Source organism: Pantoea sp. y20 (assembly GCF_054903455.1).
Map to the genome: position 1 here is coordinate 3,587,700 of NZ_CM142816.1, position 24,994 is coordinate 3,612,693.

A 24,994-nucleotide genomic window follows, 5' to 3' on the forward strand; every position below is an offset into this window, starting at 1 on the left:
TCTCTCCCTGATTGGATTTTTCGTTAGCGTTTGATTCCGCTATTGAGCCAGAAAGGTGCGGGGCGCACGGCCAGGTTAACCAGATGCATTAAGCCACGTTCCTGCTTCTCTCGAATCGCATGCTGTAACTCCAGCCAACCGTCCAGCCAAACATTCACCTCTTCGGCCGGATAAGCACCCGCCAGCAGGTTCACCGCCAACAACTGGCGATTCAGGCGCGTCGCTTTATCCTGGAACTCATTGAACAGTTGAACATCAACGAATGTTTCTCTGAGATCGGCGGCAATACGACTCAGCATAATATCGCTGAAGCGTTTGAACGATCCCTGCAGCTTGCTTTTGCTCTTGTCGTCGAGCCATTTTTGCCACTGCGACTCAACCAGCCAGTGAGTAAGTGCTAACTGAGCTTCAACCGAGGTTAACGAAAAGCAGGTAGCTTCAGCATTGTTCTCATCATCGGCCAGCAACTCTTCCTGACGGGTTAATTTCTGGCGCAGATCGCTGCTGGCTTTGCGTGGCACCAACGCACCAAACAGTGAGAACGCCTGACGCAGCGTTTCCAGCGCATCAATTACCGCTGCTTTGGCATCTTTATTACCACGCAGCCACACTTCTTCGTGATATTGCCAATGATTCAGTGCCGCAGTCATTGCGTTGATCATGCCCTGCTCAACCGACGCTTTCGCGGCGATTTTCTGCAATGGCAACGTACGGATGGGGCGCGGTAAGTTACCCTGCGCCAGCTGATAGCCGCGCGCGGCTTTGCTCAGGCTGCCGAGACGTAATCCGCCCATCGTAACCAGCGCTTCAGCGAACTTCAGCATGTCATCGCGTTGACCACTTTTAAGCTCCAGCTCGACTTCATAAAGCGGTTCGCTGAATTCACCGGCAGCGACTTCGCCGCGGTCAAACGCCACTTCAATTTCGCTGTCGCCAAATTGCACCAACCAGGCTTCGCGCTGGAAATGAGTGCTGAACAGCGGCTGCAGGCGCGATTGCAGTGCAGCAATATCGGTGCCCTGCGGCCAAATCTCGGCTGGCAGGCGCGCGATATCCAGCTGCGGCTCCGTGAGATCAACATTGTATTCCGGACGCTGATGCAGACCGCCAACGGTTTTACCGGCCGCTTTCAGCGTCATTTCATAGCGTTGATCAACGCCACGAATGCGCAGGCCCATGTCCCAGCGACGCAGTTGGTTGTCGTCGGTTTCATAATAGATATTGGTCAGCTCGCGCGCGGCGAAATGCTGATGTGGCCACGCGGCAAGCTTTTCCGCCAGTTTTTCGGCGGCTTGCGGTGTAGCAATGAACTTTAATTCGATTTCGATGGTCATAATTTTTTATTCAATACGCTGCTGGCACTTACGAGTTTAATCTGGCGAAGAGTAATGCACCGGAAGCCCGCTGTCTCCGCTTTCTTGTGCTTTTACGACCCTTTTCGCACCGGATTGAGACCAGGATAGTTCTCATTCAGATTTTTGAGAAGCGTCTCCAGACTGTGCCGGTAATTTTACGCCATTAAGAAAAAACGACATCGAATGAAAAAAATCACACTTGCTGCCCTTTCTTTGCTGGCTTTCAGCGCCATCACACCTGCTCATGCTGCTGACGAAAAACGCTACATCTCCGATGAATTATCCACTTGGGTGCGCAGCGGTCCGGGCGATCAATATCGCCTAATCGGTAAGCTGAACGCCGGAGAAGAAGTGACCTTGCTGCAGACCAATAACGACTCTCAATATGGTCAGATTCGTGATGCAGAAGGCAAAACTAACTGGATTCCACTGTCGCAACTGAGCGCCAGTCCTAGCCTGCGTACTCGCGTACCACAGCTGGAGCAGCAGGTTAAAGATCTGACGGCCAAGCTAGCGAATATTGACAACAGCTGGAATCAGCGCACTTCTGAGATGCAGAACAAAGTCGCCAACAGCGACGGCACCATTGATGGCCTGAAAGCAGAAAATCAGAAGCTGAAAAATGAGCTGATTGTCGCGCAGAAGAAAGTCAGCGCCGCCAATGTGCAGCTGGATGACAAGCAGCGCACCATCATCATGCAGTGGTTTATGTATGGCGGCGGCGTGCTGGGCGTTGGTCTGCTGTTGGGTCTGTTGCTGCCGCATATGGTGCCGCGTCGTAAGAAAAACGATCGCTGGATGAACTAACGCGCCACGCAGATTTGTTCTTTTATTTAAGGGGATCGTAAGATGCCCTTTTTGGCGTGCCCGATATTTAGCCAAAGTATGCAACAATAAAGTAACAAGCGTGTTCAGCACGCAATTTTTGATCTGCCTCTGGAGTGGTTGAGTGAAGACGTTTCTGGTCGGTGGCGCAGTGCGCGATGCCTTACTGCGTTTGCCGGTAAAAGATAGAGATTGGGTTGTTGTAGGCGCGACGCCAGATGCGATGCTGGCGGAAGGTTATCAGCAGGTTGGCCGGGATTTTCCGGTTTTTTTGCATCCGCGAAGCCGTGAAGAGTATGCGCTGGCGCGTACGGAACGCAAAAGCGGCAACGGTTACACCGGCTTTGTGACGCAGTTCGCGCCGGATGTCACGCTCGAGCAAGATTTGCAGCGCCGCGATCTCACCATCAATGCCATCGCCCAAAGCGACAGCGGTGAGCTGATTGATCCGTATGGCGGTCAGCGCGACCTGGCGAAACGCCAGCTGCGCCATGTTTCCGCCGCCTTTAACGAAGATCCGCTGCGTGTACTGCGCGTGGCGCGTTTCGCCGCCCGCTTTGCCCATCTGAATTTCCGGATTGCTGATGAAACCCAGGCGCTGATGCGCGAAATGGCGGTCAGCGGCGAACTGGCGCATCTCACCGCAGAACGAGTGTGGAAAGAGACGGAAAAAGCGTTGCTGACGCGCAATCCACAGGTCTATTTCCAGGTATTACGTGATTGCGGCGCGCTGCAGGTGCTGTTCCCGGAAATCGATAATCTTTATGGCATTCCGGCCCCGATCAAATGGCATCCCGAGATTGATACCGGCATCCATGCGCTGATGACGCTGGCGATGTCCGCTGCGCTCTCGGATCAGCTTGATGTGCGTTTCGCTACGCTGTTCCACGATGTCGGTAAGGCGCTGACGCCAGCAGAAAAATGGCCGAGCCATCATGGTCATGGCCTCGCGGGCGTGCCGATTGTTGAAGCGCTGTGCCAGCGCCTGCGCGTGCCGAATCAGGTGCGTGATTTGGCGTTAGTGGTGACCGAATTTCATGACGTGGTGCACACCATTGAGCGCCAGCCAGCTGACGCGTTAATCGCGCTTTTTGATCGAATTGATGCCTGGCGCAAGCCCGATCGCGTGGAGAAGATGGCGCTGACCAGCGAAGCGGATGCGCGCGGGCGTGCGGGTCTGGAAAGCATGACTTATCCACAAGGCGACTATTTGCGTCAGGCGTTTGCGCTGGCGCAAGCGGTGCCAACCAAAGATGTGGTGGCAGCAGGTTTTAAAGGGGCGGAAGTGCGGGAAGAGTTGACGCGTCGGCGTGTGGCGGTGCTGCAGGCGCAATTGATTAACGCGCGGCCAGTGTAACCAGCCGCGCGGGGCAACTTACATAAAGATGGCGTAAACCACGGCCGCAACAATGAAGCGGTAGATAGCGAAAGAGACGAACGAGATACGCTTGATCAGCTCAAGGAACACCTTGATCGCCAGCAGCGCCACGACGAAAGCCGTTACAAAACCGACGGCAAACATTGGGAAATCCTGCATCGTCAGGAAGCCGAGGCTCTTGTAGAGATCCAGTCCGGTGGCGCCAATCATCATCGGCACCGCCAGAATGAACGAGAACTCTGACGCCGCATAACGGCTCACGCCCATCAGCATACCGCCAGAAATCGTTGCACCTGAGCGCGAGAAGCCCGGCCACAGCGCCAGACACTGGAAGCAGCCAATCATAAATGCCTGACGGTAGGTGATATCGTCAACGCCAACCGCTTTCGGCTGCTTCGGCTTGAAGTATTCCGCCACCAGCAGCAGCACACCGCCGACCACCAGCGCATACATCACGTTGATCGGGTTAAACAGCGTTTTGATTTGGTCGTGCAGCAGCAAACCAATCACCACCGCCGGCACCATACCCAACAGAATATGAATCAGGGTTAATTTGCCCGTACCCACGCCTTCATGTTTGACCTCACCGAAGTGAATGCCGATCAAACCAAACAGGCGGCGCCAGAACATCACAACCACAGCCAGAATCGAACCGAGCTGAATCACCACTTCGAAGGTTTCAGCGGTCTGGCCTTCAAAACCCAACAGATGGCCAACAATAATCATGTGGCCCGTGGAAGAGACCGGCAGGAATTCCGTGAGGCCTTCTACAACCCCCAGGATTGCAGCTACCCAAAGCTGGTGAATGTCTGCCATCAAAATATTTCCTCTATCCGTTTTAAACAGTAAAAAGGCGGTCGCAAAGGGCTACCGCCTGAAATTATGCCTGCGTCACGCTGAAGGAAACCTTAAGAAATTCGGTCACTTCCTGCTGGTTAGCGCAACGGTCTCAAGTGAGACACACCATAATTTGGTTTGGTTTCATTGTGATGGCAATCACGGAAGATTTATTTCGGAATAGTCCCGCGCTCAATACGCACGCCAACGCTGGCCGCCTGCGCTACAGCGCCCGGTTTGCCTACCTTTATGCGTACTCCAGGGGTTTTGAAACGATTCATCAACAGATCGGCGATTTCTTCTGCTACCCTTTCGACCAGGGCAAAACGCTGGCCTTGCAGATGATTAAGGATCACTTCCGTGACATCGGCGTAGCTCAGACAATCACTCACATCGTCGCTGGCGGCGGCGTGACGGTTGTCCCACGCCATTTCGACATCGAGCACCAGCTTCTGCTGCATGCCCTGTTCCCAGTCGTAAACGCCAATAGTTGTGAACACGGTAAGCTGCTCGATAAATACGATATCCATGATGTCAGTCTCTGTTTTTGGCTAAGCCGGATACCACTTCCGGCGGATTATGCGTATTATCCACGCTTATCGAGAACAAAACGACCCAAAAGGAACGGTACGACGCTATGAGTGCTATCGCGCTTGGTATGATTATTTTCGCGTATCTTTGCGGCTCGATTTCCAGTGCGATATTGGTCTGTAAACTGGCTGGTTTACCCGATCCGCGCTCGCAAGGCTCAGGCAATCCTGGCGCGACCAACGTTTTGCGCATTGGTGGCAAAGCCGCCGCTGCCGCAGTGCTGATCTTCGATGTGGCAAAAGGCATGCTGCCGGTGTGGATCGCTTATCTGCTGCACGTTGCCCCGCTCTATCTCGGCCTCACGGCGATTGCCGCCTGTCTGGGCCACATCTATCCGGTGTTCTTTCGTTTTCGCGGCGGTAAAGGCGTGGCGACGGCCTTTGGTGCGATTGCACCGATTGGCTGGGATTTGACGGGATTGATGACCGGCACCTGGCTGCTGACGGTGCTGCTAAGCGGCTATTCATCACTTGGCGCGATTGTCAGCGCGCTGATCGCACCGTTTTACGTGTGGTGGTTCAAACCGCAATTCACTTTCCCCGTTTCGATGCTCTCGTGCCTGATTCTGTTGCGGCACCACGACAACATCCAGCGCCTGTGGCGCGGCCAGGAAAATAAGATCTGGAAACGGAATAAGAAGAAATAAAAAAACCGGCGCAAGGCCGGTTTTTTTAGATGGCGGGCAATTCTGCCAGCGGCCAGCGCGGCCGCACGCTGACGCCGAGCCCACCGCTGGTGCCGCCTTTGAGACGCACCATGCCCGCGTAAGCAATCATCGCGCCGTTATCGGTGCAAAACTCAGGGCGTGCGTAAAACACCTCGCCGCCACGCTTTTGCATCATCTCGGCCATGCGCTCACGCAACGTGCGGTTCGCGCTGACGCCACCCGCAATCACCAAACGTTTAAAGCCAGTTTGCTCAAGCGCGCGTTTGCACTTAATCATTAAGGTATCAACCACCGCATCTTCAAATGCGCGGGCGATATCCGCGCGAGCTTGCTCGTCGCCCTGATGCTCGCGAATGGTATTCGCCGCAAAGGTTTTCAGGCCGGAGAAGCTGAAATCCAGCCCCGGACGATCGGTCATTGGCCGCGGGAAGCGGAAACGGTTTGGCGTGCCTTGCTGCGCCATACGCGACAGCATCGGTCCGCCGGGATAATCCAGCCCCAGCAGCTTGGCGGTTTTATCGAACGCTTCGCCAGCCGCATCGTCAATCGATTCGCCCAATAAGGTGTATTCACCAATGCCGGTCACGCTGATCAATTGCGTATGCCCGCCGGAAACCAGCAGCGCGACAAACGGGAATTCCGGCGGATTCTCTTCCAGCATCGGCGCCAGAAGATGCCCTTCCATATGATGGACCGGCACCGCCGGCACATTCCAGGCGAATGCCAACGCTCGGCCAATGGTGGCGCCAACCAGCAGCGCGCCCACCAATCCGGGCCCGGCGGTGTAGGCGACGCCGTCAATCTGTTGTGGCTCAAGGCCCGCTTCTTTCAGTGCCGCCTGAATCAGCGGCACGGTTTTACGGACGTGGTCACGCGATGCCAGTTCCGGCACCACGCCGCCGTAATCGGCATGCAGTTTCACCTGGCTATATAGTTGATTTGCCAGCAGACCGGACGCATCGTCGTAAATCGCGATGCCGGTTTCATCGCAGGACGTTTCAATACCCAGAACTCGCATAGCTTTTATCACCCTCTTCGTGCGGCGCGCAGTGTAACACAGGCAATTCTCACGCCAGAGACTTTGCCCCTGAAAAAGTGTTTTTCTGTCGCACAAAGAGTGCGCTATACTCCACGGCCTGAAAAAACCGGCAGCCGCGATGGCATATGCCCCTGTTGGTTCTAAATTATACATGGTGCTTTACAAGTCGGCCGCGGCTGGAGTAAAATGCTGCACCATTTTGAAATGTGCTGGCGCCGCAGTCAGCAGCAAAAACCGAATTTTATCGAGGTAAGAGTTACATGCCGGTAATTAAAGTACGTGAAAACGAGCCGTTCGACGTAGCACTGCGTCGCTTTAAGCGTTCATGCGAGAAAGCAGGTGTTTTGGCAGAAGTTCGTAGCCGTGAGTTCTACGAGAAGCCTACCACTGAGCGTAAGCGCGCTAAAGCATCTGCAGTTAAGCGTCATGCCAAGAAACTGGCTCGCGAAAACGCACGCCGCACTCGTCTGTACTAATTTCTTGCGGAAGCTTGCTTCCGCCGCGTGATAAACGCAGACAGAGTCAAGTAAAAGGCCGTGCTTTCCGAAAGGAAGCGCGGCTTGTTGTCGTTTATGAGCTGAAAAATCGGGGCTTATGGCTGGACGAATTCCACGCATATTTATCAACGACTTACTTGCCCGCACGGACATCGTGGATATTATCGATGCCCGCGTTAAGCTGAAAAAGCAGGGTAAGAACTATCACGCGTGCTGTCCTTTTCATAACGAGAAAACCCCCTCTTTCACCGTAAGCGGTGAGAAGCAGTTCTATTACTGCTTCGGCTGTGGCGCCAAAGGCAACGCCATCGACTTCCTGATGAATCATGATCGTCTGGAATTTGTTGAGAGCGTTGAGGAGCTCGCCACGCTTCATGGCTTAGAAGTGCCGTATGAAGCGGGCAACGGTCCTAGCCAGATGGAGCGCCATCAACGTCAAAGTCTTTATCAGTTGCTGGATGGCCTGAACGGCTTCTATCAACAGAGCCTGCGTAATCCACAAGCGCAATCTGCACAGAACTATCTCGCCACGCGCGGTCTTAGTCAGGAAGTGATCGATCACTTCGCTATCGGCTATGCGCCTGCGGGTTGGGATAATGCTCTGAAGCGCTTTGGGCAGCAGAAAGACGATCGCGAATCGCTGATGGAAGCGGGCATGTTGGTCAGCAATGACTCTGGCCGCACCTACGATCGCTTCCGCGATCGTGTGATGTTCCCTATTCGCGATAAACGTGGCCGCGTGATTGGTTTTGGTGGCCGCGTGCTGGGCAACGATACGCCGAAGTATCTGAACTCACCGGAAACACCAATTTTCCATAAAGGCCGCCAGCTATACGGACTTTATGAAGCGCAAAAAAATCATCCGCAACCCACGCGTTTGCTGGTTGTCGAAGGTTACATGGACGTGGTGGCGCTGGCGCAGTTTGGCATCGATTATGCCGTAGCTTCGTTGGGCACGTCGACCACCGCTGAACACGTTCAGCTGCTTTATCGCTCAACGGATACCGTGATTTGCTGTTACGACGGCGACCGCGCCGGACGTGAAGCAGCATGGCGTACGCTCGAAACCGCATTGCCTTACATGAATGATGGTCGTCAGCTACGCTTTATGTTTTTGCCCGATGGCGAGGATCCGGACACGCTGGTACGCAAAGAGGGCAAAGCAGTCTTTGAAGCGCGGATGGAGCAGGCGACACCGCTCTCCACGTTTTTGTTCGACAGCCTGATGCCGCAAGTGGATTTGAGTACACGCGATGGCAAGACCAAGCTGGCGACCTTGGCGTTACCGCTGATTAGTCAAATTCCCGGTGAAACGCTGCGCATTTATATGCGTCAAACCTTGGGTAATAAACTCGGGATTCTTGACGATAACCAGTTAGACAAGCTGATGCCGAAGCTGGCAGAAAGCGGAGTGCTGCCAACTGCCCCACCGTTGAAGCGCACCACCATGCGCGTATTGATCGCGTTATTAGTGCAGAATCCGCAATTTGCCTCCATCGTGCCTACACTGGATGGACTGGAGCAGTCAAAAATGGCGGGTTTACCGCTATTTGTGGAGTTAGTCAGCCGTTGTACAGAGAATCCTGGCCTGACCACCGGACAGCTACTAGAGTTATATCGCGGAACAAATTTTAGCCAGCCCCTTGAAACACTGGCCACCTGGAACCACATGATAGTGGATGAAGAGGCGGAAGAAGTGTTCCAGGATTCACTGGCGAGCATTTACGATTCCGCACTCGAACAGCGCCTTGAAGCGCTGATCGCACGCGAGCGAACTGAAGGCCTAAGCGCCGTCGAACGCCGTGAATTCTGGGCTTTAAGCCAGGCATTAGCGAAAAAATAAGATTTTTACGGGGTCAGAACCGCAAGTACGTTAAAAACAGCATTCTGGTTCAGTGATTTCCGGATTGATAGACGCGATAAGCGAAGCCGGAAACACACAGCACAAATTTAGAGGCGTCAACGTCGCAGCCAGTTTCAGTGCTGCCAGCGCACAGCAACCGGAGCGTACTGAAGTACGTGAGGATTGCGAGCACTGCCTGCACTGAAAATGGCAAGTAAGTTAGCCTCGGAAAGAACACAAGCGGCTTAAGTGCCGATTATAGATGGGCTTCAGCCCTGGCCGCGATGTAGGCAGCGGCAAAAACACAACGCCTTCACTGTTATAGTTGGCTCGCGCCGACCGACACCAATCTAATTAACAGAAGTGTGGATACCGTCTTATGGAGCAAAACCCGCAGTCACAGCTTAAGCTACTTGTCACCCGTGGTAAGGAGCAAGGCTATTTGACCTATGCTGAGGTCAATGACCATCTGCCGGAAGATATCGTCGACTCCGATCAGATCGAAGACATCATCCAGATGATTAATGACATGGGTATTCAGGTTGTTGAAGAAGCGCCTGATGCTGATGATCTGATACTGAATGAAAACAGCTCCGATACTGACGAAGATGCCGCAGAAGCCGCCGCTCAGGTTTTATCCAGTGTTGAATCTGAAATTGGCCGCACCACCGACCCGGTGCGCATGTACATGCGCGAAATGGGTACCGTTGAACTGCTGACGCGCGAAGGCGAAATTGACATCGCTAAGCGCATCGAAGACGGTATCAACCAGGTCCAATGCTCTGTAGCCGAATATCCGGAAGCGATCACCTATCTACTCGATCAGTATGATCGCGTTGAAGCGGGCGACTATCGCCTGTCTGACTTGATCATCGGCTTCATCGATCCTAACGCGGAAGAAGATATCGCGCCGACCGCCACGCACGTGGGTTCTGAGTTATCTCAGGAAGATCGTAACGACGATGAAGAAGAAGATGAAGAGGATGACGACAGCTCTGACGACGATAATTCTATCGATCCAGAACTGGCTCGCGAGAAGTTTGGCGACCTGCGTACGCAGTATGAAACCACGCGTACCGTCATCAAAGCGAAAGGTCGCAGCCATGCTGACGCCGTAGCCGAAATCCAGAATCTCTCTGAAGTGTTCAAGCAGTTCCGCCTGGTACCGAAGCAGTTCGACTACCTGGTAAACAATATGCGTGAAATGATGGAGCGCGTGCGTACGCAAGAGCGCCTGATCATGAAGCTGTGTATTGAACTGTGCAAGATGCCGAAGAAAAACTTCATCACGCTATTCACCGGCAACGAAACCAACCCAAGCTGGTTCAAAGCCGCGCTGGCGATGAACAAGCCATGGTCTGAGAAGCTGCTGGAAGTTGAAGATGATGTGAATCGTTCGCTGTACAAACTGCAGCAGATCGAAGAAGAAACCGGCTTGACCATCGAGCAGGTGAAGGACATTAACCGTCGCATGTCTATCGGCGAAGCGAAAGCGCGCCGTGCGAAGAAAGAGATGGTTGAAGCAAACTTACGTCTGGTTATCTCTATCGCCAAGAAATACACCAACCGTGGTCTGCAGTTCCTCGATCTGATTCAGGAAGGCAACATCGGTCTGATGAAAGCGGTTGATAAGTTTGAATATCGTCGTGGTTATAAGTTCTCAACTTACGCTACATGGTGGATCCGTCAGGCTATCACCCGCTCTATCGCTGACCAGGCGCGCACCATCCGTATTCCGGTGCATATGATTGAGACCATCAACAAACTCAACCGTATTTCGCGTCAGATGCTGCAGGAGATGGGTCGCGAACCGACGCCGGAAGAGCTGGCTGAACGTATGCTGATGCCTGAAGATAAGATCCGCAAAGTGCTGAAAATCGCTAAAGAGCCGATCTCTATGGAGACGCCGATTGGTGATGATGAAGATTCGCATCTGGGCGATTTTATCGAAGACACCACGCTGGAGCTGCCGCTGGATTCCGCAACCTCGGAAAGCCTGCGCTCAGCGACCCACGACGTGTTGGCTGGCCTGACCGCGCGCGAAGCGAAAGTTTTGCGTATGCGTTTCGGTATCGATATGAACACCGACCACACGTTGGAAGAGGTTGGCAAACAGTTTGATGTAACGCGTGAACGTATTCGTCAGATCGAAGCCAAGGCGCTGCGTAAACTGCGTCACCCAAGCCGCTCAGAAGTACTGCGTAGCTTCCTCGACGATTAATCGTTGTCGAGATGAAAAAACCCTGGCTTGCCGGGGTTTTTTATTGCCTGAAGAATAGCTCTTTCACGCGTTGTTCTGCAGCCAATCATGCAGTTTGCGATAGGATGCGGCCATCTCTTCCAGCGTCGCACGATTTAACCCGCTCGGATTAGGCAGCACCCACAAACGCGTTTCACCCAGCGTTTGCGGCTGCTCGCCCCACTCAACTTTGCGCTGACGAAACGCTTTCTGAAAAGCATCCTTGCCCAACACCGCCAACGCACGCGGCTGATAATGGAGAATTTTTTGCTGCAGGCGTGAACCACCGTCGCGTAATTCATCGCCGTCCAACTCGTTAGCCTGCACCGTTGGACGCTCCACCAGCATGGTGATGCCACAGCCGGTTTCCAGCAGCCGCTGCTCCTGCTCGGGCTTAAGTAACTCGCGCGTAAAGCCGGCTTGGTAAATCACCTTCCAAAAGCGATTGCCGGGATGCGCAAAATGAAATCCGGTGTGCGCCGACGATTTGCCCGGATTGATGCCACAAAACAGTACCTGTAAATCAGGCGCAATAATGTCGCGGATATCGTGCTCGCTCATGCCATCTCCAGTCCGGCGCGTTGTTTTACCGACCGACGACTGCTCGCAAGCATCGTACGTGCTTCCTCGTCGTCCGGACAAGCGCGTGCCATTGCCACCGCGCCAACCATCTCAGCCAACATGGTGGTCGCGGCGTCATCCGCATGCGGATGGTTAAGTTCATGTAGCGTCAACGCCAGGCGCTGCCGCATCGCTTCTCGGCGCTGGGAAAATAGTGTGCGCGCCTCAACCGATAAATGTGCCATTTCACTCACCAGCGCAGGCAGCGGACAGCCTTCACCCGGCGTGTTGCAATGATGCTCGGATAAATAGCTATCGATTAACTGACTCAGTCGTTCAGCGGGATCGTTAATTGAGGTGATATCCGCAAAGCGGCGCGCCGAATCGGCAAACATCTCAGCGATCACCGCTTGCACTAAATCTTCGCGCGAGGCGAAGTGGGCATAAAAGCCGCCGTGCGTTAAGCCCACGCGCTTCATCAGCGCCGCGACACCGATGCTTTCAGTGCCGTTCTCGCGCATTACCACAGAGGCTTCATCCAGAATGCGCTGTCGCGTACGCGCTTTATGGCTCAGCTTTTCCATCTTCATTGACTCCGATATCGTTGATAGCAATCAGTGTAATTATTACAACCATCATATTCTAGCTTGACGACAAATATTATGGTCGTCATATTAAACCTCGTAAATATGATAACCATCATTTAAAGGAATACACCATGTCACAACACCTGGCTTTAATCACCGGCGCATCAAGCGGAATTGGCGCGACCTATGCAAAACAGCTGGCAGCACGCGGCACAAACTTGATTCTGGTGGCGCGCGATGCAGCCAGGCTCAATCTGTTGGCGCAATCTTTGTGTGAATCACATGGCGTTGAAGTCAGCGTGTTAGCGGCCGATCTCACCAACCATGATGATTTGCAAAGAGTCGATCACGAAATCCAGCAAAATAAAGCGATTACTCTGCTGGTAAACAATGCGGGCATGACGGTTGAAGGTGAATTCATCGACGGTGACATCGCGAAAATTCAAACAATGCTGACGTTAAATATCGTGGCGCTGACACAGCTGGCCCACACTGCTGCGCAGGCGTTTCGTGCACGTCGCAATGGTACGATAGTGAATATTGCTTCAGTGCTAGCGCTAGTGAGCGAATCGGCGAATGGCGCGTACAACGCCAGCAAAGCGTATGTGCTTTCCCTGACCCGTAATTTGCATCGTGAATTAGCCGAAAGCGGTGTGCGTATGCAGGCGGTGTTGCCAGGCTTAACGCGTACCGAGATCTTCGAGCGCGCAGGAAAATCCATTAACGAAATTCCCGCTGAGATGCTGATGGAAGTGGATGATTTAGTCTCGGCTGCGCTACGTGGACTTGATGCCGGCGAGTTGGTGACCATCCCATCCGTTGAAGATGTGCAGCTTTGGCAGAGCTATGAAGAAGCACGCATCGCCATATTGCCGTTCATCTCGCTTAACAAGCCTGCATCACGCTATTTGTAGCATAAGCAAACTTTCGAATGAGCCTGGTCTCAAAAACCAATGCTGGTTGGGCGCTTAATAAGCGTAGAGCGTGGGACGATAGAATTTTCTTTTGAGATCAATGAGTCAGCTATTGCTGTAATTTTCACCATCCAAATGGCGAACTCTGGATCACCCTAACAAGATACTCTATAATCCCCGCTCCGCTGGCCCCTTAGCTCAGTGGTTAGAGCAGGCGACTCATAATCGCTTGGTCGCTGGTTCAAACCCAGCAGGGGCCACCAAATTTAGCGATGAAAATCATGCAGTTAAGCCACCTTTTGAGGTGGCTTTTTGTTTGTCATTCATAGTGGCGATCAAATGGCGATACGTTTTCTAAAGCACATCTAAATATCAATCACGCTCCAACTCATTCACCTGCCACCGCACCGAACTTACGCCCTTTTCCAGACTGATGCGGCTCACCAGGCTTTCCAGCTGATCGGTTAATGTTGGATTGCCAATCACCTCAGCATTCACCTCCATGCGATGCGGCGGATCCAAATCCTCACTGTGCAGTGATTGCAGGCGCAATCCGCTGCCGCCCAGCGTGTGCAGCATTAGGCTGCGAACCTGAACCTCATCCTGCGCGAGGCAGATGATTTGTACTTTATAGTGTTGCATCGCTTCGGCTGCTGAGACGATGGTTTGGCGGTTGATACCCAAGGCCAGTTCACGCAGCAGTATATTCGCGCACAGGATCACCATGCAGCCGAGGGCCGCCTCCAGCAGCAATCCCATGCTGCACAGCACGCCAATGGCCGCGGTGCACCATAAGGTGGCGGCGGTATTCAATCCGCGGATGTTCAAGCCATCGCGCATGATCACTCCGCCGCCGAGGAAACCGATACCGGAAACCACATAAGCCGCAACGCGTGACGCATCCGTAGCGATGCCGGGCACGCTTTGTGTCATCAGAACGAAGAGACAAGCGCCGGTGCTCACCAACGCATTGGTGCGTAATCCGGTCATGCGTTGACGTAGTTGGCGCTCACTGCCGATCAGCGCACCCAAAACCAGCGCGACGGTGACGCGCAGTAAAAAGATTTTCCAATCCATGATAGACCTCAATCCGCAGCTTTCTGTTTGCGGAACAAAAGATTAATAAATGGATTACAGACAGTGCGAATACCGCTGGGAACCAGCCGCATTGTGCTTATGAAAAGTGGTGATTCTGGAAGGAAATTCACCGTCTTAACGCGCAGTTAAGACAGCGTGAAGGCTATCTTACCGCGAGGTCCTGCTGTAATCGTTTGGGACTTGTGTCCAATGCCGTTCTCCTCTTGGGTAAAAATTCGCCGCGATTCTAAGGTGACTTACGCAGCATTGCCAACTCAAATAGCCCGTTCGTTTACGTTGGGTTAAAACAAAAAACCCGCCGAAGCGGGTGTATGGAATTGTTATCGCCCCGTCGTTAGCCAACGACTTAGCGTGCCCGAGTTAGCATATCCGCTGATAATGGCGGCATAGCTATCGAAACGGTTGCTGACTTCACTGACCTGGTTGTTGTACAGATCGCTTTCTGCGCTCAATACATCCAGCAATGAACGGCGGCCTAAGTGATACCACTGATCAAAGAAGTCCTTACGAATCCGATCGGATTCCACAATCAGGTTTTTATACAGCACGGCGCGTTCCGCTGTTGAGTGGGCATTCTGGTTGGCAGCACGCACACGATTTTCCAGATCGCGGCGTTGCTCCTGCACCTGCTGACGACTCGCTTCGGCACGTTTAATCGCCGCAATTTCCTGGGCGTTGGTTGAACCGCCGCGGAATAAGCCCCAGCTAACGTTCAGGCCGGTTTGCCATGCCTGTTGTCGTCCGAGCTGGTCTTCACGAGTGTTTTTGCTTACCGTCCAGTTGAGCTTTGGCAGGCCAGAAGCTTTGATCGCCTCTGCCTCTTTGAATGCTGCTCGCTCCTCAGCGCTGGCGCGCAAGATCAGAGGATGGACATCCAAACTCGTCAGTTGGCGGTTTAAATCACCAAAGGAAAGCGCCCACTTATCGCTGGCTGGTAACGTCACGCGGTTGTTGCCCATCAGGCGATTCAGAGTGATTTCAACATCCCGCGCGCGAGACTCGGCATTTTCCAGGTAGCTTTGCGCTTGCAGTAAGCGCCCTTTTGCCTGCGTCAGTTCGCTGCGACGTCCAGTATCTGACTGAACAATACCGCTGAGCATTTTGGTCAGCTCTGCCATACGCGCCAAATACTGCTTACTGATGGCGATGACGTGCTGCTGTTTATTCCACTCAATCAAGGCGTTACTTACCTGCATCGCCAAATCTTCTCGCTGTGCCTGTACCGACTGTAAGGCTGACTTAACGCGCTCTTCGCGACTTTCAATGGTGCGACTGGTTTGGCCAAAGTCGATTAGATTAGTCGCTACTGAAACACCTAAAGACGGCATATTCCCTTGGTATTCATAATTTTTAGTTCCACCACCAAACTCTTTGGTTGCCGAAGCGGCACTTACATCAACTTGTGGCCAGCGCTGGCCTTTCGCTTCATCTACGCTGGCTTCAGCCGCATCACCCTGAGCGATATAGGACTTCAGTGCCGGGCTGATTCGCCAGGTGATACGCGCAGCTGAGAGAAACTTTTGCCGTATTTCACTCTCGGCAACTGTTTCATTAACTCCGCCGCTTAACGTAACGGGTGAAGTCGTTTCTGCCGCTGCAGTCGCTGCTGGAAGGCTAACATAACTAAAATCTGCCTTAGCGCTTTCAGCTGGAGCATAGGTTTTCGTTGCTGCCGCCTGCTGCTGACCCACATTTCGCGACGATTGCATCGGGTTAAACAGCTGTGGTTCAGGGCGACGCTGATCCTCCGTCAGGAAACCTCCGCCCTGAATTTCAGCATACTGGCTGGTTTTCGCGCTGATCTGTGCAGGACGTTCGGCGGCTTCGCGCTGGTGCGGCGCTTCTGCTATTGGGGCCGGTACGATTGGCGCAACTGACGGCTGAACCCGCGGAGTAATCGCGACCTCCGGTATCTGTCTTTCAACAAACAGCGGCGCTGGCGCAGTGAACGTTGGTTGCGCAACCTTTGCCGCAGGTGTCGTTGGAGCAGATGCAGGCGCCGTAGAACCTTGCAAACGTTGCGTTCGCACCGGCGCTGCCGCAGGAGCGACAGGACGCTGGCCGCTCATTTCCGCAAACATCATCAACTCACTGGTGGAATCCGCCATCACGTTAACCGCGGGCGCCATCACAACGGCAATACAAACGGCAAGCAGAGAGAGATGACGCGCCTGTGCATGGCGCATCTTGTTATTATTTTTCATGATTATTAACGCTCGCGGAATGCTTCTTTAGCTTTCAGGACCGGCTTCAGCAGGTAATCGAGAATGGTTTTCTCACCCGTGCGCACCTCGACGGTAGCGATCATGCCGGGAATGATCGGCAGATCTTTGTTACCTGCGTGCAGCGTGCTTTTATCCGTCAGGATCAGTACGCGATAGTAGGTATCATCCGGGCGTCCACTGGCGGCTTTTTGATCGTCTTTTAAGGTATCCGGACTGATATACTCCACGTGCCCATCAAGCCCGCCGTAAATGGCAAAGTCATAGGCGGTGATTTTCACCTTGGCCGGTAAGCCTGGACGCAGGAAGGCGACATCCGACGGACGGATTTTTCCCTCCACCAGCAACTGCTCTTCCAGCGGAACGATTTCGAGGATGTGCTCACCCGGCTGAATAACCCCGCCAATGGTGTTAACGCGTACGTTTTTCACCGTGCCACGCACCGGTGCGACGATCGTGGTGCGATCAACAATATCGGCACGGCCAATCAGGTTTTCGCTAACCTGGCTCAGTTCTAATTCCAGGCGTCCCAGCTCGGTGTGGGCATCTGATTGATAGCGGTTACGACGTTCGACGATTTGCGCCTGAATGTCATTGGCCTGACGCTGCATACGCAGTAGTTCGACTTCCGACAAGAGACCTTTGGCCGCTAACGGCTCAGCCAGATGTATCTCGCGCATCGAAAGTGCGTAACTGCGTTGCAATGAGTTGATGCTGTCACTTAGCGCACGTTTGCGCGATTCATAAGCTTTAGTTTCCTGCGCCACAACGGCGGGATCGCTCTGTACCTGCTCATCAAACGCCAGTGGCAATGAATAAGCTTCAGCACGTAAGCGTGCAATGCTGCCCTTCAGACCCACCACTTTACTCAGTACTTCGCGATAGCTGGATTGCGCACGCGTTGGGTCAATTTTCAGTAGCACATCACCGCGATCTACAACCGTACCTTCACGCACATTCATCTCTGCCAGAATGCCGCCTTCCAGGCTTTGAATAACCTGTTCACGGCTGCGTGAGATGACCTTGCCATCGCCTTTAGTGATCTCTTCGACTCGTGCGTAATTGGCCCAGGTAAGGCCACCAACTAACACCGCAATGATGATCCACATCACTAGCTTGGAACCCGGCGTGGTCTGCGACAGCAGAGAAGCCTGCACGTCATTCATAAATTCGGCATCAGCAGCGGACATACCTTTCTCGCTCTTACGCCATGACATTAACTTGCTCATACTGCGGCCTCCTCTGCTGCTGCTTGCTTCGGCGCTGAATCGTTAGCGGGAGCTGGCGCACGTACCGCCGGTTCAACCGCCTGACGCGGCTGTTTGCGGGCTTTATTTTTTCCTTCTAAAGCGGCAAGCACCTGATCTTTCGGGCCATCCGCCACCACTTTGCCTTCTTCCACCACGATGATGCGATCGACCAATGCCAGAATGGATGGACGATGCGTCACCACAATCAGCGTGTGTCCTTCACTGGCGCGACGTAAATGCGCGAGGAATTGGTTTTCCGTCATGCTATCCATGGCGCTGGTTGGCTCATCCATCAGCAGCACTTTAGGACGGGTGAGCAGCGTTCGCGCCAGAGAAACCAGCTGACGCTGACCGCCAGACAAGCCTTCGCCGCCCTCGCCAACCGTTAAATTGATACCACTTGGATGGCGTGCCGCAACGTGGTCCAAACCGGTCAGATTTAGCACGCGCAGCAGCTCATTGGCGGTGGCGTCCGGGCGCCCAATCATTACGTTTTCGCGCAGCGTGCCGTAGAACAGACGCGCATCCTGACCGACAAAGCCAACAGCCTTGCGCCAGTCCGCCGGATCAATCTGATTAACATCCAGACCATCGGCCGAAAGCTGACCTTTCACCGGTTGGTAAAGACGCGCCATCACACGTAATAAGGTGGATTTACCGCTACCGATGCGGCCAAGAATCGCGACGCGTTCCCCGGCTTTAATGCTCAACGAGATATCTTTGAGGATCTCTGGGTTCGGCTTCATTGGCGGTGCCGGATAGGAGAAGTTGACATTGGTCAGCGTGATCTCACCACTCAGCGGCGGATCGGTGAGATAGGTTTTGCTGCTGTCACGATCAATAGGCATCTCCATCAGCTTATTGAGTGACGTTAGCGCCGCTTTTGCTTGCTGATAACGCACAGCCAGGCCAATAACCTGACCGAGCGGGCCAGTCGCGCGGCTGGCAAGCATCACGGTGGCGATCATCGCACCCATGGTGAAAGTGCCTTCATTGATCAGATAAACACCGGCCACCACCAACATCACCGTTTGAAACTGCTGCAGGAACGTCACCACGCCGGTTGCCAGCGTTGAGTAACGTTTTGATTTCATCGAGTTAGCGGATTGCAGTGCGCTGAAGTTTTCCCAGCGACGCTGCATGTGTGCTTCACCGCCCACTGCTTTCAGCGTTTCCATACCTTCAACCGATTCGATCAGCACACCTTGCTTGAGTGAGGCGTCACGCAGGTTCTCTTTCATGATGCGGGCCAGCGGCCACTGGATCGCGGCACTGACGATGATGATTAATGGGATCATCATCAGTGGAATGATCGCCAGCGGACCGCTGATAAAGAAGATCACACCCACAAACATCAGAATGAAGGGCAGATCGGAAATCGCCGCCAGCGTGGCAGATGCCACGAAGTCACGTACCGATTCATACTCACGAATCTGGTTGGCGAAGGTACCGGAGGAAGCGGGTTTGTGTTCCATCTGGATAGAAAGTGCCTGGCGGAACAGCATACTGCCGAGCACTAAATCGGCCTTTTTACCGGCCATATCCAGCAGATGCGCGCGTACGAAGCGGGTAACGGCTTCGAAGATCATCGCAATGGTCACGCCAATCGCCAGTGACCACAGCGTCACGAATGCCTGGTTCGGCACCACACGGTCATAGACGTTCATGGTGAAGAAGATGCTGGAAAGACCGAGAACGTTGATCAATACCGCCGCAATCGCGGCACTGCGGTAATAGCGGCGATAGCGCCACAGTGTGGTGAACAGCCAATGGCCTTTTACTTCCGGCAGCATTTCACTGGCGCGCTCATCGACCACAGCAGTGGGTTTCGCCATGACGGCGAAGCCCGCGTAGATCTCATTCAGCTCGGCCAGATTCATCTCAACGGCTGAAGCGCTGACTTCTGGCATCACCAGCTGGAAGCGCAATTCGCGTTGATTTTCCTCATTAGTGTGAATGCGGCGCGACAGCACAATGCAACCGCCGCCCCCTTTGCGCAGCAGAATCATCGGCATCAACTGCTCCGGCAGATCCTGCAGACGACGCTCAACCATGCCGCCGGTAATGCCGGCGTTTTCGAGCGCTGTCATGGCCTGTGATGGTGAGAGCAATGTCGCTTTTGGCAAACCTGCCACCAGCGCTTCTTCACTTTTCTCGCGTTTATAGTGTTTGCAGATCCAAGCCACGCTTTTTAACAGCGTGTCATCTACCGTGGTTTCAATACGAGCAACAGAACGCGCATCCTGCTCCACAGCATCCTGCTTCTGGTCGACCATTTCCCGACTCCTGTAAACCTGACAAAAAAACGGTGAGCACATTGCCCACCGTTGCACCTGTTTGAATTGGGAAAATTCTGACAGAAGGCAGGTTTTGAGCAGTCCAAGACTTGTCTCAAACGGTTAGGAATAATTGTTTAAACTCGTGATTGCAGGCACGGAGGCGGGCTTTTTGCACTGCCTGGCGCAGAAAAATGCAAGGCTGTTGATGCTCGTCCTGGGCGTGTTATCTTACTGGCTCGCTTTATCGCAATCGGACAAATAGCAATGGTGAAACAGCGCGTAGGGATCGTGTTTGGCGGCAAATCGGCCGAGCATGAAGTGTCATTACAATCGGCCAAAAACATCCTCGAAGCCATCGATAAGAGCAAGTACGAGGTGGTGTTGCTGGGAATAGATAAACAGGGTGAATGGCATCTCAATGATGCTTCGGGATACTTGCTCAACGCTGAGAACCCGAAGCTGATTGCGCTTAATCGTTCAGGTGAAAATGTTGCGCTGGTTCCGGGCAGTTCTTCCCAGCAGCTGATTACCCGTCAGCAAGCGCAGCCTTTGTCACAGCTGGATGTCATTTTCCCCATCGTGCACGGCACGCTGGGTGAAGATGGCTCGCTACAGGGCTTATTGCGTATGGCGAATCTGCCGTTTGTCGGCTCTGACGTGCTCGGGTCTGCCGTCAGCATGGACAAAGATTTTACCAAGCGGCTGCTGCGTGATGCCGGACTGAACGTTGCACCCTGGCTGAGCGTGACGCAGGCACAGCGCGCGAACATTGATGCTGAGGCCGTGATTGCACGCTTTGGCCTGCCGCTGTTTATCAAACCGGCTAACCAGGGATCGTCCGTTGGCGTGAGCAAAGTCGACAGCCCTGAAGCGTTCGATGCCGCGCTGGATCTCGCCTTTACGTTTGATCGCAAAGTCTTGATCGAGCAAGGGATTAAGGGGCGCGAGATTGAATGTGCCGTGCTGGGCAACGATACGCCAGAAGCCAGCCCGTGCGGCGAAGTGGTGGTGCATGATGCCTTCTACTCATACGACACCAAATACATCAGCGAAAGCGGTGCGCAAGTGGTGGTGCCAGCGGCAATCAGCGATGAAGCCAGCGAGGCAATTCGTCAGGTGGCAATTACTGCGTTTCAGGCGCTGGAGTGTTTTGGCATGGCGCGTGTTGACGTGTTCCTGACGGAAAGCGGCGAGATCATTGTCAATGAAGTGAATACTTTGCCAGGTTTTACCAATATCAGCATGTATCCGAAGTTATGGCAGGCCGCGGGTTTGAGCTACAGCGATCTGATTTCCCGTCTGATTGAGCTGGCTCAGCAGCGTCACCAGCAAACCAGCCAACTGAAAAGTAGCGTTTGAATCGCCATGACGTGGCTCAGGCCACGTCATTCATCATGCTGCGCGGCTCCATCGCCGGTGAGGTTTGATTACGGCCATTACGTTTGGAAAGATAAAGATTCTTATCCGCCGCTGACACTAAGCGATTGATCACGCTTGGCCATTCACGTTCGTTTTGCGCACTGCCGCGCGCCAGACCTAAACTGGCAGTTACCGTCACCGTATTGCCCTGAATCCAGAACTTCTCTTTGACCATCGCCTGACGTACCGTTTCGGCGAGTTGGTAAAGCTGGCTATGACTACAATCGAACATCACCATCACAAACTCTTCGCCACCAAAGCGACACACCATGCCACGATTGCCAACCACACGCTGAATGCGCCGCGCAATCTCTTCCAGCACGCAATCACCGGCATCGTGGCCAAAATTGTCGTTAATGGCTTTGAAATAGTCGACATCAAGCATAATAACGCCAGCTTCCCGTTGTAGCGAGAAAGGTTCATTTCTTAAGCTTTCATACAGACCGGAACGGGACAGCAACTGGGTGAGAAAATCAAAATTAGCGCGGAGTGCAAGGCGATGATTTAACTGGCGGATCGCATCCATGCTCACCGCTACCAGCAGCGGGCTGAGCGCAACGGTGGCGACGCCAAGCCGTGCCGAGGTGAGATGGCTAATCGGCAGCAGTGCATCGTCACCCTGGATGTTCATCACACCATGCGACACCAGCACAATCTCCGTGATACCGGTTATCAGGATCACCAAGCTGGTCAATGGAATCGGCAACACGATGGCGCACCAGATCAGCGCTGGAACCGGGAACGTCAGGCTGCCGGCCCCGCCAATCAATGCCCCAACGATCAGTGACAGGATGACCGCCGCCAGCGGCAGCAATTTGCCGGGATGCATTAAGGTGCGCGGTGAAACCGTTCGCAGCGGGCGTGCCAGCATCACCGGCAGCAGCATCAGCGAAGTAGAGAACTGTTCGCTGAACCAGTCGCTCCACGCCACAATAAAGCGCGCATTGAAATCAATATCCTGTGCCCACGCGCCCCAGGTTGCACAAGCCGCCGCGCCAAGAAAACAGGCGGGAAAAATGCGCATAGCATTGAACACCTGGCTGTGGGCGGAAGGACGTTGCAGATGTTTGATCAGCATGCTGACCGCGACGAGAATAAACAGAATGTTGGCAAAATTGACGGTAAACGCTGGCAGCGCCCAGCCGGAAAATACCGTGTCGTTAAAAATCATCGCACTGAAGCACACCAGATAGCTGGAGGTAGTGTGCAAAAACGGATTCCTCACTATTAATCCCGCCACCAGCGCATTCACCGGCCAGAATAGTGAGAACTCTTCGGGGATGCGTAAATGGCTGCCGATAAAGCAGAAAAACAGCGTAATGAAGAACAGCGTGAGGGCATTCTTTTTAAAATTATTCTCTTCAAACAGCATAACGCGCATACGTCTGAACCCTGTAACCTGGAAAGTGCCGGCATCAACCCTAAGCATCAGCAAGCATTAAACCGGAAATAACCGTGCGATGATTCGGTAATTAAGCAAGTGTTCGTCATCCTACTCTGCGGCTGGACGGCGCTCACCTGCCATAAAAAGCAGCGTCGCGCCAAATGGCATTGTGGAAACGCCAGAGACAAAGGATAAAACTTGTGGCAATTATGCCCTGTAAATAAAAAAATCGGCTATCCGAGATATCCGATTTTTAGTTTTAAAAACGGTTGTTCCAGCACAGACTTATGGCTATTTCACCGCAACAGGCCATTGACTCAGACGAATGCCACGTTGGCGTGCGTTTTCACCAAAGTCTTTTAGCACCGCTTTAACGTCGGGATCCATATATTGGGCATTGCCGTGCTCAGCAATCACCACGCTGTTTTCCGGGATCTCCGCCAGCAATCCCTGCAGCTTTGGATTGTGCATAAAGGTCAGATTTTGCTGCAGGCGTAAAACGTAGTGATCGTCATGTCGCGTAAGCTGCAAGGCGTTGCGATGGCTTTTATAGATGCTGTAGAGGATTTGCGTAGCGATGCCAATTCCGATGCCGGCCAGCATGCCAAACACAATAATGCCGCCGATGGTGGCAAGGAATGGCACATATTGCTGCGGTCCCATGCGCATCTGCTCAATGAACAGGCGCGGCGTGGCCAGCTTATAGCCGGTATACAGCAGCACCGCCGCAAGGCTGGCAAGGGGAATCGCGTTAAGCAGATTACTGAACCACAGGCCGCAGATTAACAGCAGCACACCATGAATCAGAATCGACAGTTTGGTTTGCGCGCCGACGCTGACGTTCACCGAACTGCGCACAATCACTGCAGTAATCGGCATCGCGCCAAGGAAACCGGCGGTCAGGTTACCAATGCCCTGCGCAAACATCTCTTTGTTGGGTGAAGGTGCAGGATGTTGCGGACGCAGTTTCTTCAGCGCTTCCTGGCTGAGCAGCGTTTCAAGGCTCGCGACGAGCGCTAGCGTGATCGCCACCATCCACACCGCAGGATTCTGCCATGCTTGCCAGTCTGGCGTTTCCAGTTCAGCCACCAGCGCCGACATGCTGTCGAACGCGGGCAGCGCGATACGCGGCAAGCCATCAGCTAACGCTGGAAACAGGCGATCGCCAAACACCGTCGCCGCACAGCCCACCAGCACCGCTACCAGCGGACCGGGCATCCAGCTCAGCACTTTAACTGACTTGATCAGCGGCGTGGTCCACAGCCATAAAATAGCCAATCCCACGCCAGCAACCAGCATCGCGCTGCTGGAAAAATGAAATTCCCCTTTTACCAGCGACAACAGCTCAACATCGCCCGCCGCGCCGAATGCTACCGGAATTTGCTGCATAATCAGCAAAATACCAATCGCCGCCAGCATGCCTTTAATCACGCTGCTCGGCACTAAGGCGATAAAACGTCCTGCACGCAGTAAGCCAAACAGGCACTGCAACACACCCGCCAGAATCAGCGCGGTGAGAAAGGCGGAAAAGCTGCCTAGCGTGGCGATCGACGCGACCACAATCGTTACCAATCCCGCCGCCGGACCACTAACCGCAAAACGCGAGGGGCTCAGCGCAGTCACCAGCAACCCACCAATCACGCCGGTGAGCAGACCCGCAAAGGGCGGCAATCCACTCGCCTGCGCGATACCAAGACACAGCGGCAGCGCGACCAGAAACACCACCAAACCAGCCGGAATATCCTGACGAAGCGTGCTTAAATTCATGGCGTTGATTCCTCTGCAGATGGCTGAATTAACCGCGCGCGGCGCCGCAAAGCCAGAGTACGATTTATCACTAATAAGGGTTTCAGGGTCATCACAATAATCTTCTCTCAACATTTAAAAAGATCGCTTTCAGGCAGATAGCGACGTCATCAAACGCGGCTATGGAGAACCATTGAGGATGAAAGCAGAACTTCCTCACAAAAATAGTTTATAGACGCTTAAGCATTACCTTGCATCATGAA

Annotated in this window: 20 protein-coding genes and 1 tRNA gene; 9 read left to right on the forward strand and 12 right to left on the reverse strand. The window is 53.6% G+C overall.

The features are described 5' to 3' along the window. Nucleotides 1–23: 23 nt before the first annotated feature. A complete protein-coding gene (locus tag ACYAC5_RS16570; RefSeq protein ID WP_110867315.1) occupies nucleotides 24–1,334 on the reverse strand; it encodes a CYTH domain-containing protein in 1,311 nt (436 codons plus the stop codon). 204 nt (nucleotides 1,335–1,538) lie between these two features. On the opposite strand from ACYAC5_RS16570, the gene ACYAC5_RS16575 reads away from it, so the two are divergent. Continuing rightward, complete coding sequence (locus ACYAC5_RS16575; RefSeq protein ID WP_101762988.1) at nucleotides 1,539–2,162, forward strand: TIGR04211 family SH3 domain-containing protein; 624 nt, start codon at nucleotides 1,539–1,541, stop codon at nucleotides 2,160–2,162. Nucleotides 2,163–2,304: 142 nt separating this feature from the next. Then, nucleotides 2,305–3,537 carry a multifunctional CCA addition/repair protein gene (locus tag ACYAC5_RS16580; RefSeq protein WP_192412132.1) on the forward strand — a complete coding sequence of 411 codons (1,233 nt, stop codon included), beginning with the start codon at nucleotides 2,305–2,307 and terminating at the stop codon, nucleotides 3,535–3,537. A gap of 18 nt (nucleotides 3,538–3,555) precedes the next feature. Here the strand turns inward: ACYAC5_RS16580 and bacA are convergent, their stop codons facing one another. Beyond that, a complete protein-coding gene (bacA, locus tag ACYAC5_RS16585; protein WP_101762986.1) occupies nucleotides 3,556–4,374 on the reverse strand; it encodes an undecaprenyl-diphosphate phosphatase in 819 nt (272 codons plus the stop codon). A 191-nt stretch (nucleotides 4,375–4,565) separates the two neighbouring features. Then, nucleotides 4,566–4,925, reverse strand: a complete 360-nt coding sequence (folB, locus tag ACYAC5_RS16590) for a bifunctional dihydroneopterin aldolase/7,8-dihydroneopterin epimerase (protein ID WP_309833087.1) — start codon at nucleotides 4,923–4,925, stop codon at nucleotides 4,566–4,568. Between the two features lie 107 nt (nucleotides 4,926–5,032). Between folB and plsY the strand changes: the two genes are divergently transcribed. Then, nucleotides 5,033–5,632 carry a glycerol-3-phosphate 1-O-acyltransferase PlsY gene (gene plsY, locus ACYAC5_RS16595; RefSeq protein ID WP_101762983.1) on the forward strand — a complete coding sequence of 200 codons (600 nt, stop codon included), beginning with the start codon at nucleotides 5,033–5,035 and terminating at the stop codon, nucleotides 5,630–5,632. 25 nt (nucleotides 5,633–5,657) lie between these two features. On the opposite strand, the gene tsaD is transcribed toward plsY, so the two are convergent. Next, entirely contained in the window at nucleotides 5,658–6,671 is a 1,014-nt protein-coding gene (gene tsaD / locus ACYAC5_RS16600) for a tRNA (adenosine(37)-N6)-threonylcarbamoyltransferase complex transferase subunit TsaD (RefSeq protein WP_008103434.1), read from the reverse strand. Between the two features lie 281 nt (nucleotides 6,672–6,952). On the opposite strand from tsaD, the gene rpsU reads away from it, so the two are divergent. From rpsU to rpoD, 3 genes are all read left to right on the forward strand, one after another. After that, the gene (gene rpsU / locus ACYAC5_RS16605) at nucleotides 6,953–7,168 is read left to right on the forward strand and encodes a 30S ribosomal protein S21 (RefSeq protein WP_008103436.1); all 216 of its coding nucleotides are present in this window, start codon (nucleotides 6,953–6,955) and stop codon (nucleotides 7,166–7,168) included. 118 nt (nucleotides 7,169–7,286) lie between these two features. Further along, nucleotides 7,287–9,032 (forward strand): DNA primase, encoded by a 1,746-nt coding sequence (gene dnaG, locus ACYAC5_RS16610; RefSeq protein WP_462062039.1) that lies wholly within the window; start codon nucleotides 7,287–7,289, stop codon nucleotides 9,030–9,032. 379 nt (nucleotides 9,033–9,411) lie between these two features. Further along, the gene (gene rpoD, locus ACYAC5_RS16615) at nucleotides 9,412–11,253 is read left to right on the forward strand and encodes an RNA polymerase sigma factor RpoD (RefSeq protein ID WP_064738465.1); all 1,842 of its coding nucleotides are present in this window, start codon (nucleotides 9,412–9,414) and stop codon (nucleotides 11,251–11,253) included. Between the two features lie 63 nt (nucleotides 11,254–11,316). Here the strand turns inward: rpoD and mug are convergent, their stop codons facing one another. Both mug and ACYAC5_RS16625 read right to left on the reverse strand, forming a co-directional pair. Continuing rightward, nucleotides 11,317–11,832, reverse strand: a complete 516-nt coding sequence (gene mug / locus ACYAC5_RS16620; protein ID WP_210081095.1) for a G/U mismatch-specific DNA glycosylase — start codon at nucleotides 11,830–11,832, stop codon at nucleotides 11,317–11,319. Then, a complete protein-coding gene (locus tag ACYAC5_RS16625) occupies nucleotides 11,829–12,416 on the reverse strand; it encodes a TetR/AcrR family transcriptional regulator (RefSeq protein WP_192412310.1) in 588 nt (195 codons plus the stop codon). Before ACYAC5_RS16625 ends, mug begins: the two co-directional genes overlap by 4 nt. A 134-nt stretch (nucleotides 12,417–12,550) precedes the next feature. On the opposite strand from ACYAC5_RS16625, the gene ACYAC5_RS16630 reads away from it, so the two are divergent. Together ACYAC5_RS16630 and ACYAC5_RS16635 are read left to right on the forward strand one after the other, a co-directional pair. Continuing rightward, nucleotides 12,551–13,333 carry an SDR family NAD(P)-dependent oxidoreductase gene (locus tag ACYAC5_RS16630; RefSeq protein WP_280172097.1) on the forward strand — a complete coding sequence of 261 codons (783 nt, stop codon included), beginning with the start codon at nucleotides 12,551–12,553 and terminating at the stop codon, nucleotides 13,331–13,333. 187 nt (nucleotides 13,334–13,520) lie between these two features. After that, a tRNA-Ile gene (locus tag ACYAC5_RS16635) sits at nucleotides 13,521–13,596 on the forward strand. A 109-nt stretch (nucleotides 13,597–13,705) separates the two neighbouring features. Here ACYAC5_RS16635 and ACYAC5_RS16640 read toward each other — a convergent pair. The 4 genes from ACYAC5_RS16640 to ACYAC5_RS16655 form a co-directional block, all read right to left on the reverse strand. Next, a complete protein-coding gene (locus tag ACYAC5_RS16640) occupies nucleotides 13,706–14,410 on the reverse strand; it encodes an MgtC/SapB family protein (protein ID WP_110867369.1) in 705 nt (234 codons plus the stop codon). A 341-nt stretch (nucleotides 14,411–14,751) separates the two neighbouring features. After that, nucleotides 14,752–16,635 (reverse strand): TolC family protein, encoded by a 1,884-nt coding sequence (locus tag ACYAC5_RS16645; RefSeq protein WP_309833070.1) that lies wholly within the window; start codon nucleotides 16,633–16,635, stop codon nucleotides 14,752–14,754. Nucleotides 16,636–16,640: 5 nt separating this feature from the next. Continuing rightward, nucleotides 16,641–17,882, reverse strand: a complete 1,242-nt coding sequence (locus ACYAC5_RS16650; RefSeq protein ID WP_137386563.1) for an HlyD family type I secretion periplasmic adaptor subunit — start codon at nucleotides 17,880–17,882, stop codon at nucleotides 16,641–16,643. Beyond that, nucleotides 17,879–20,179 carry a type I secretion system permease/ATPase gene (locus ACYAC5_RS16655; RefSeq protein WP_110867372.1) on the reverse strand — a complete coding sequence of 767 codons (2,301 nt, stop codon included), beginning with the start codon at nucleotides 20,177–20,179 and terminating at the stop codon, nucleotides 17,879–17,881. The genes ACYAC5_RS16650 and ACYAC5_RS16655 overlap by 4 nt, the downstream gene beginning before the upstream one ends. Before the next feature lie 267 nt (nucleotides 20,180–20,446). Here ACYAC5_RS16655 and ddlA point away from each other — a divergent pair, with 267 nt between their 5' ends. Continuing rightward, entirely contained in the window at nucleotides 20,447–21,541 is a 1,095-nt protein-coding gene (gene ddlA, locus ACYAC5_RS16660) for a D-alanine--D-alanine ligase (protein ID WP_462062040.1), read from the forward strand. Between the two features lie 16 nt (nucleotides 21,542–21,557). On the opposite strand, the gene ACYAC5_RS16665 is transcribed toward ddlA, so the two are convergent. Together ACYAC5_RS16665 and ACYAC5_RS16670 are read right to left on the reverse strand one after the other, a co-directional pair. Continuing rightward, entirely contained in the window at nucleotides 21,558–22,982 is a 1,425-nt protein-coding gene (locus ACYAC5_RS16665) for a GGDEF domain-containing protein (RefSeq protein ID WP_462062041.1), read from the reverse strand. A 294-nt stretch (nucleotides 22,983–23,276) separates the two neighbouring features. After that, the gene (locus ACYAC5_RS16670) at nucleotides 23,277–24,752 is read right to left on the reverse strand and encodes a SulP family inorganic anion transporter (RefSeq protein WP_377726298.1); all 1,476 of its coding nucleotides are present in this window, start codon (nucleotides 24,750–24,752) and stop codon (nucleotides 23,277–23,279) included. Nucleotides 24,753–24,994 lie beyond the last annotated feature (242 nt).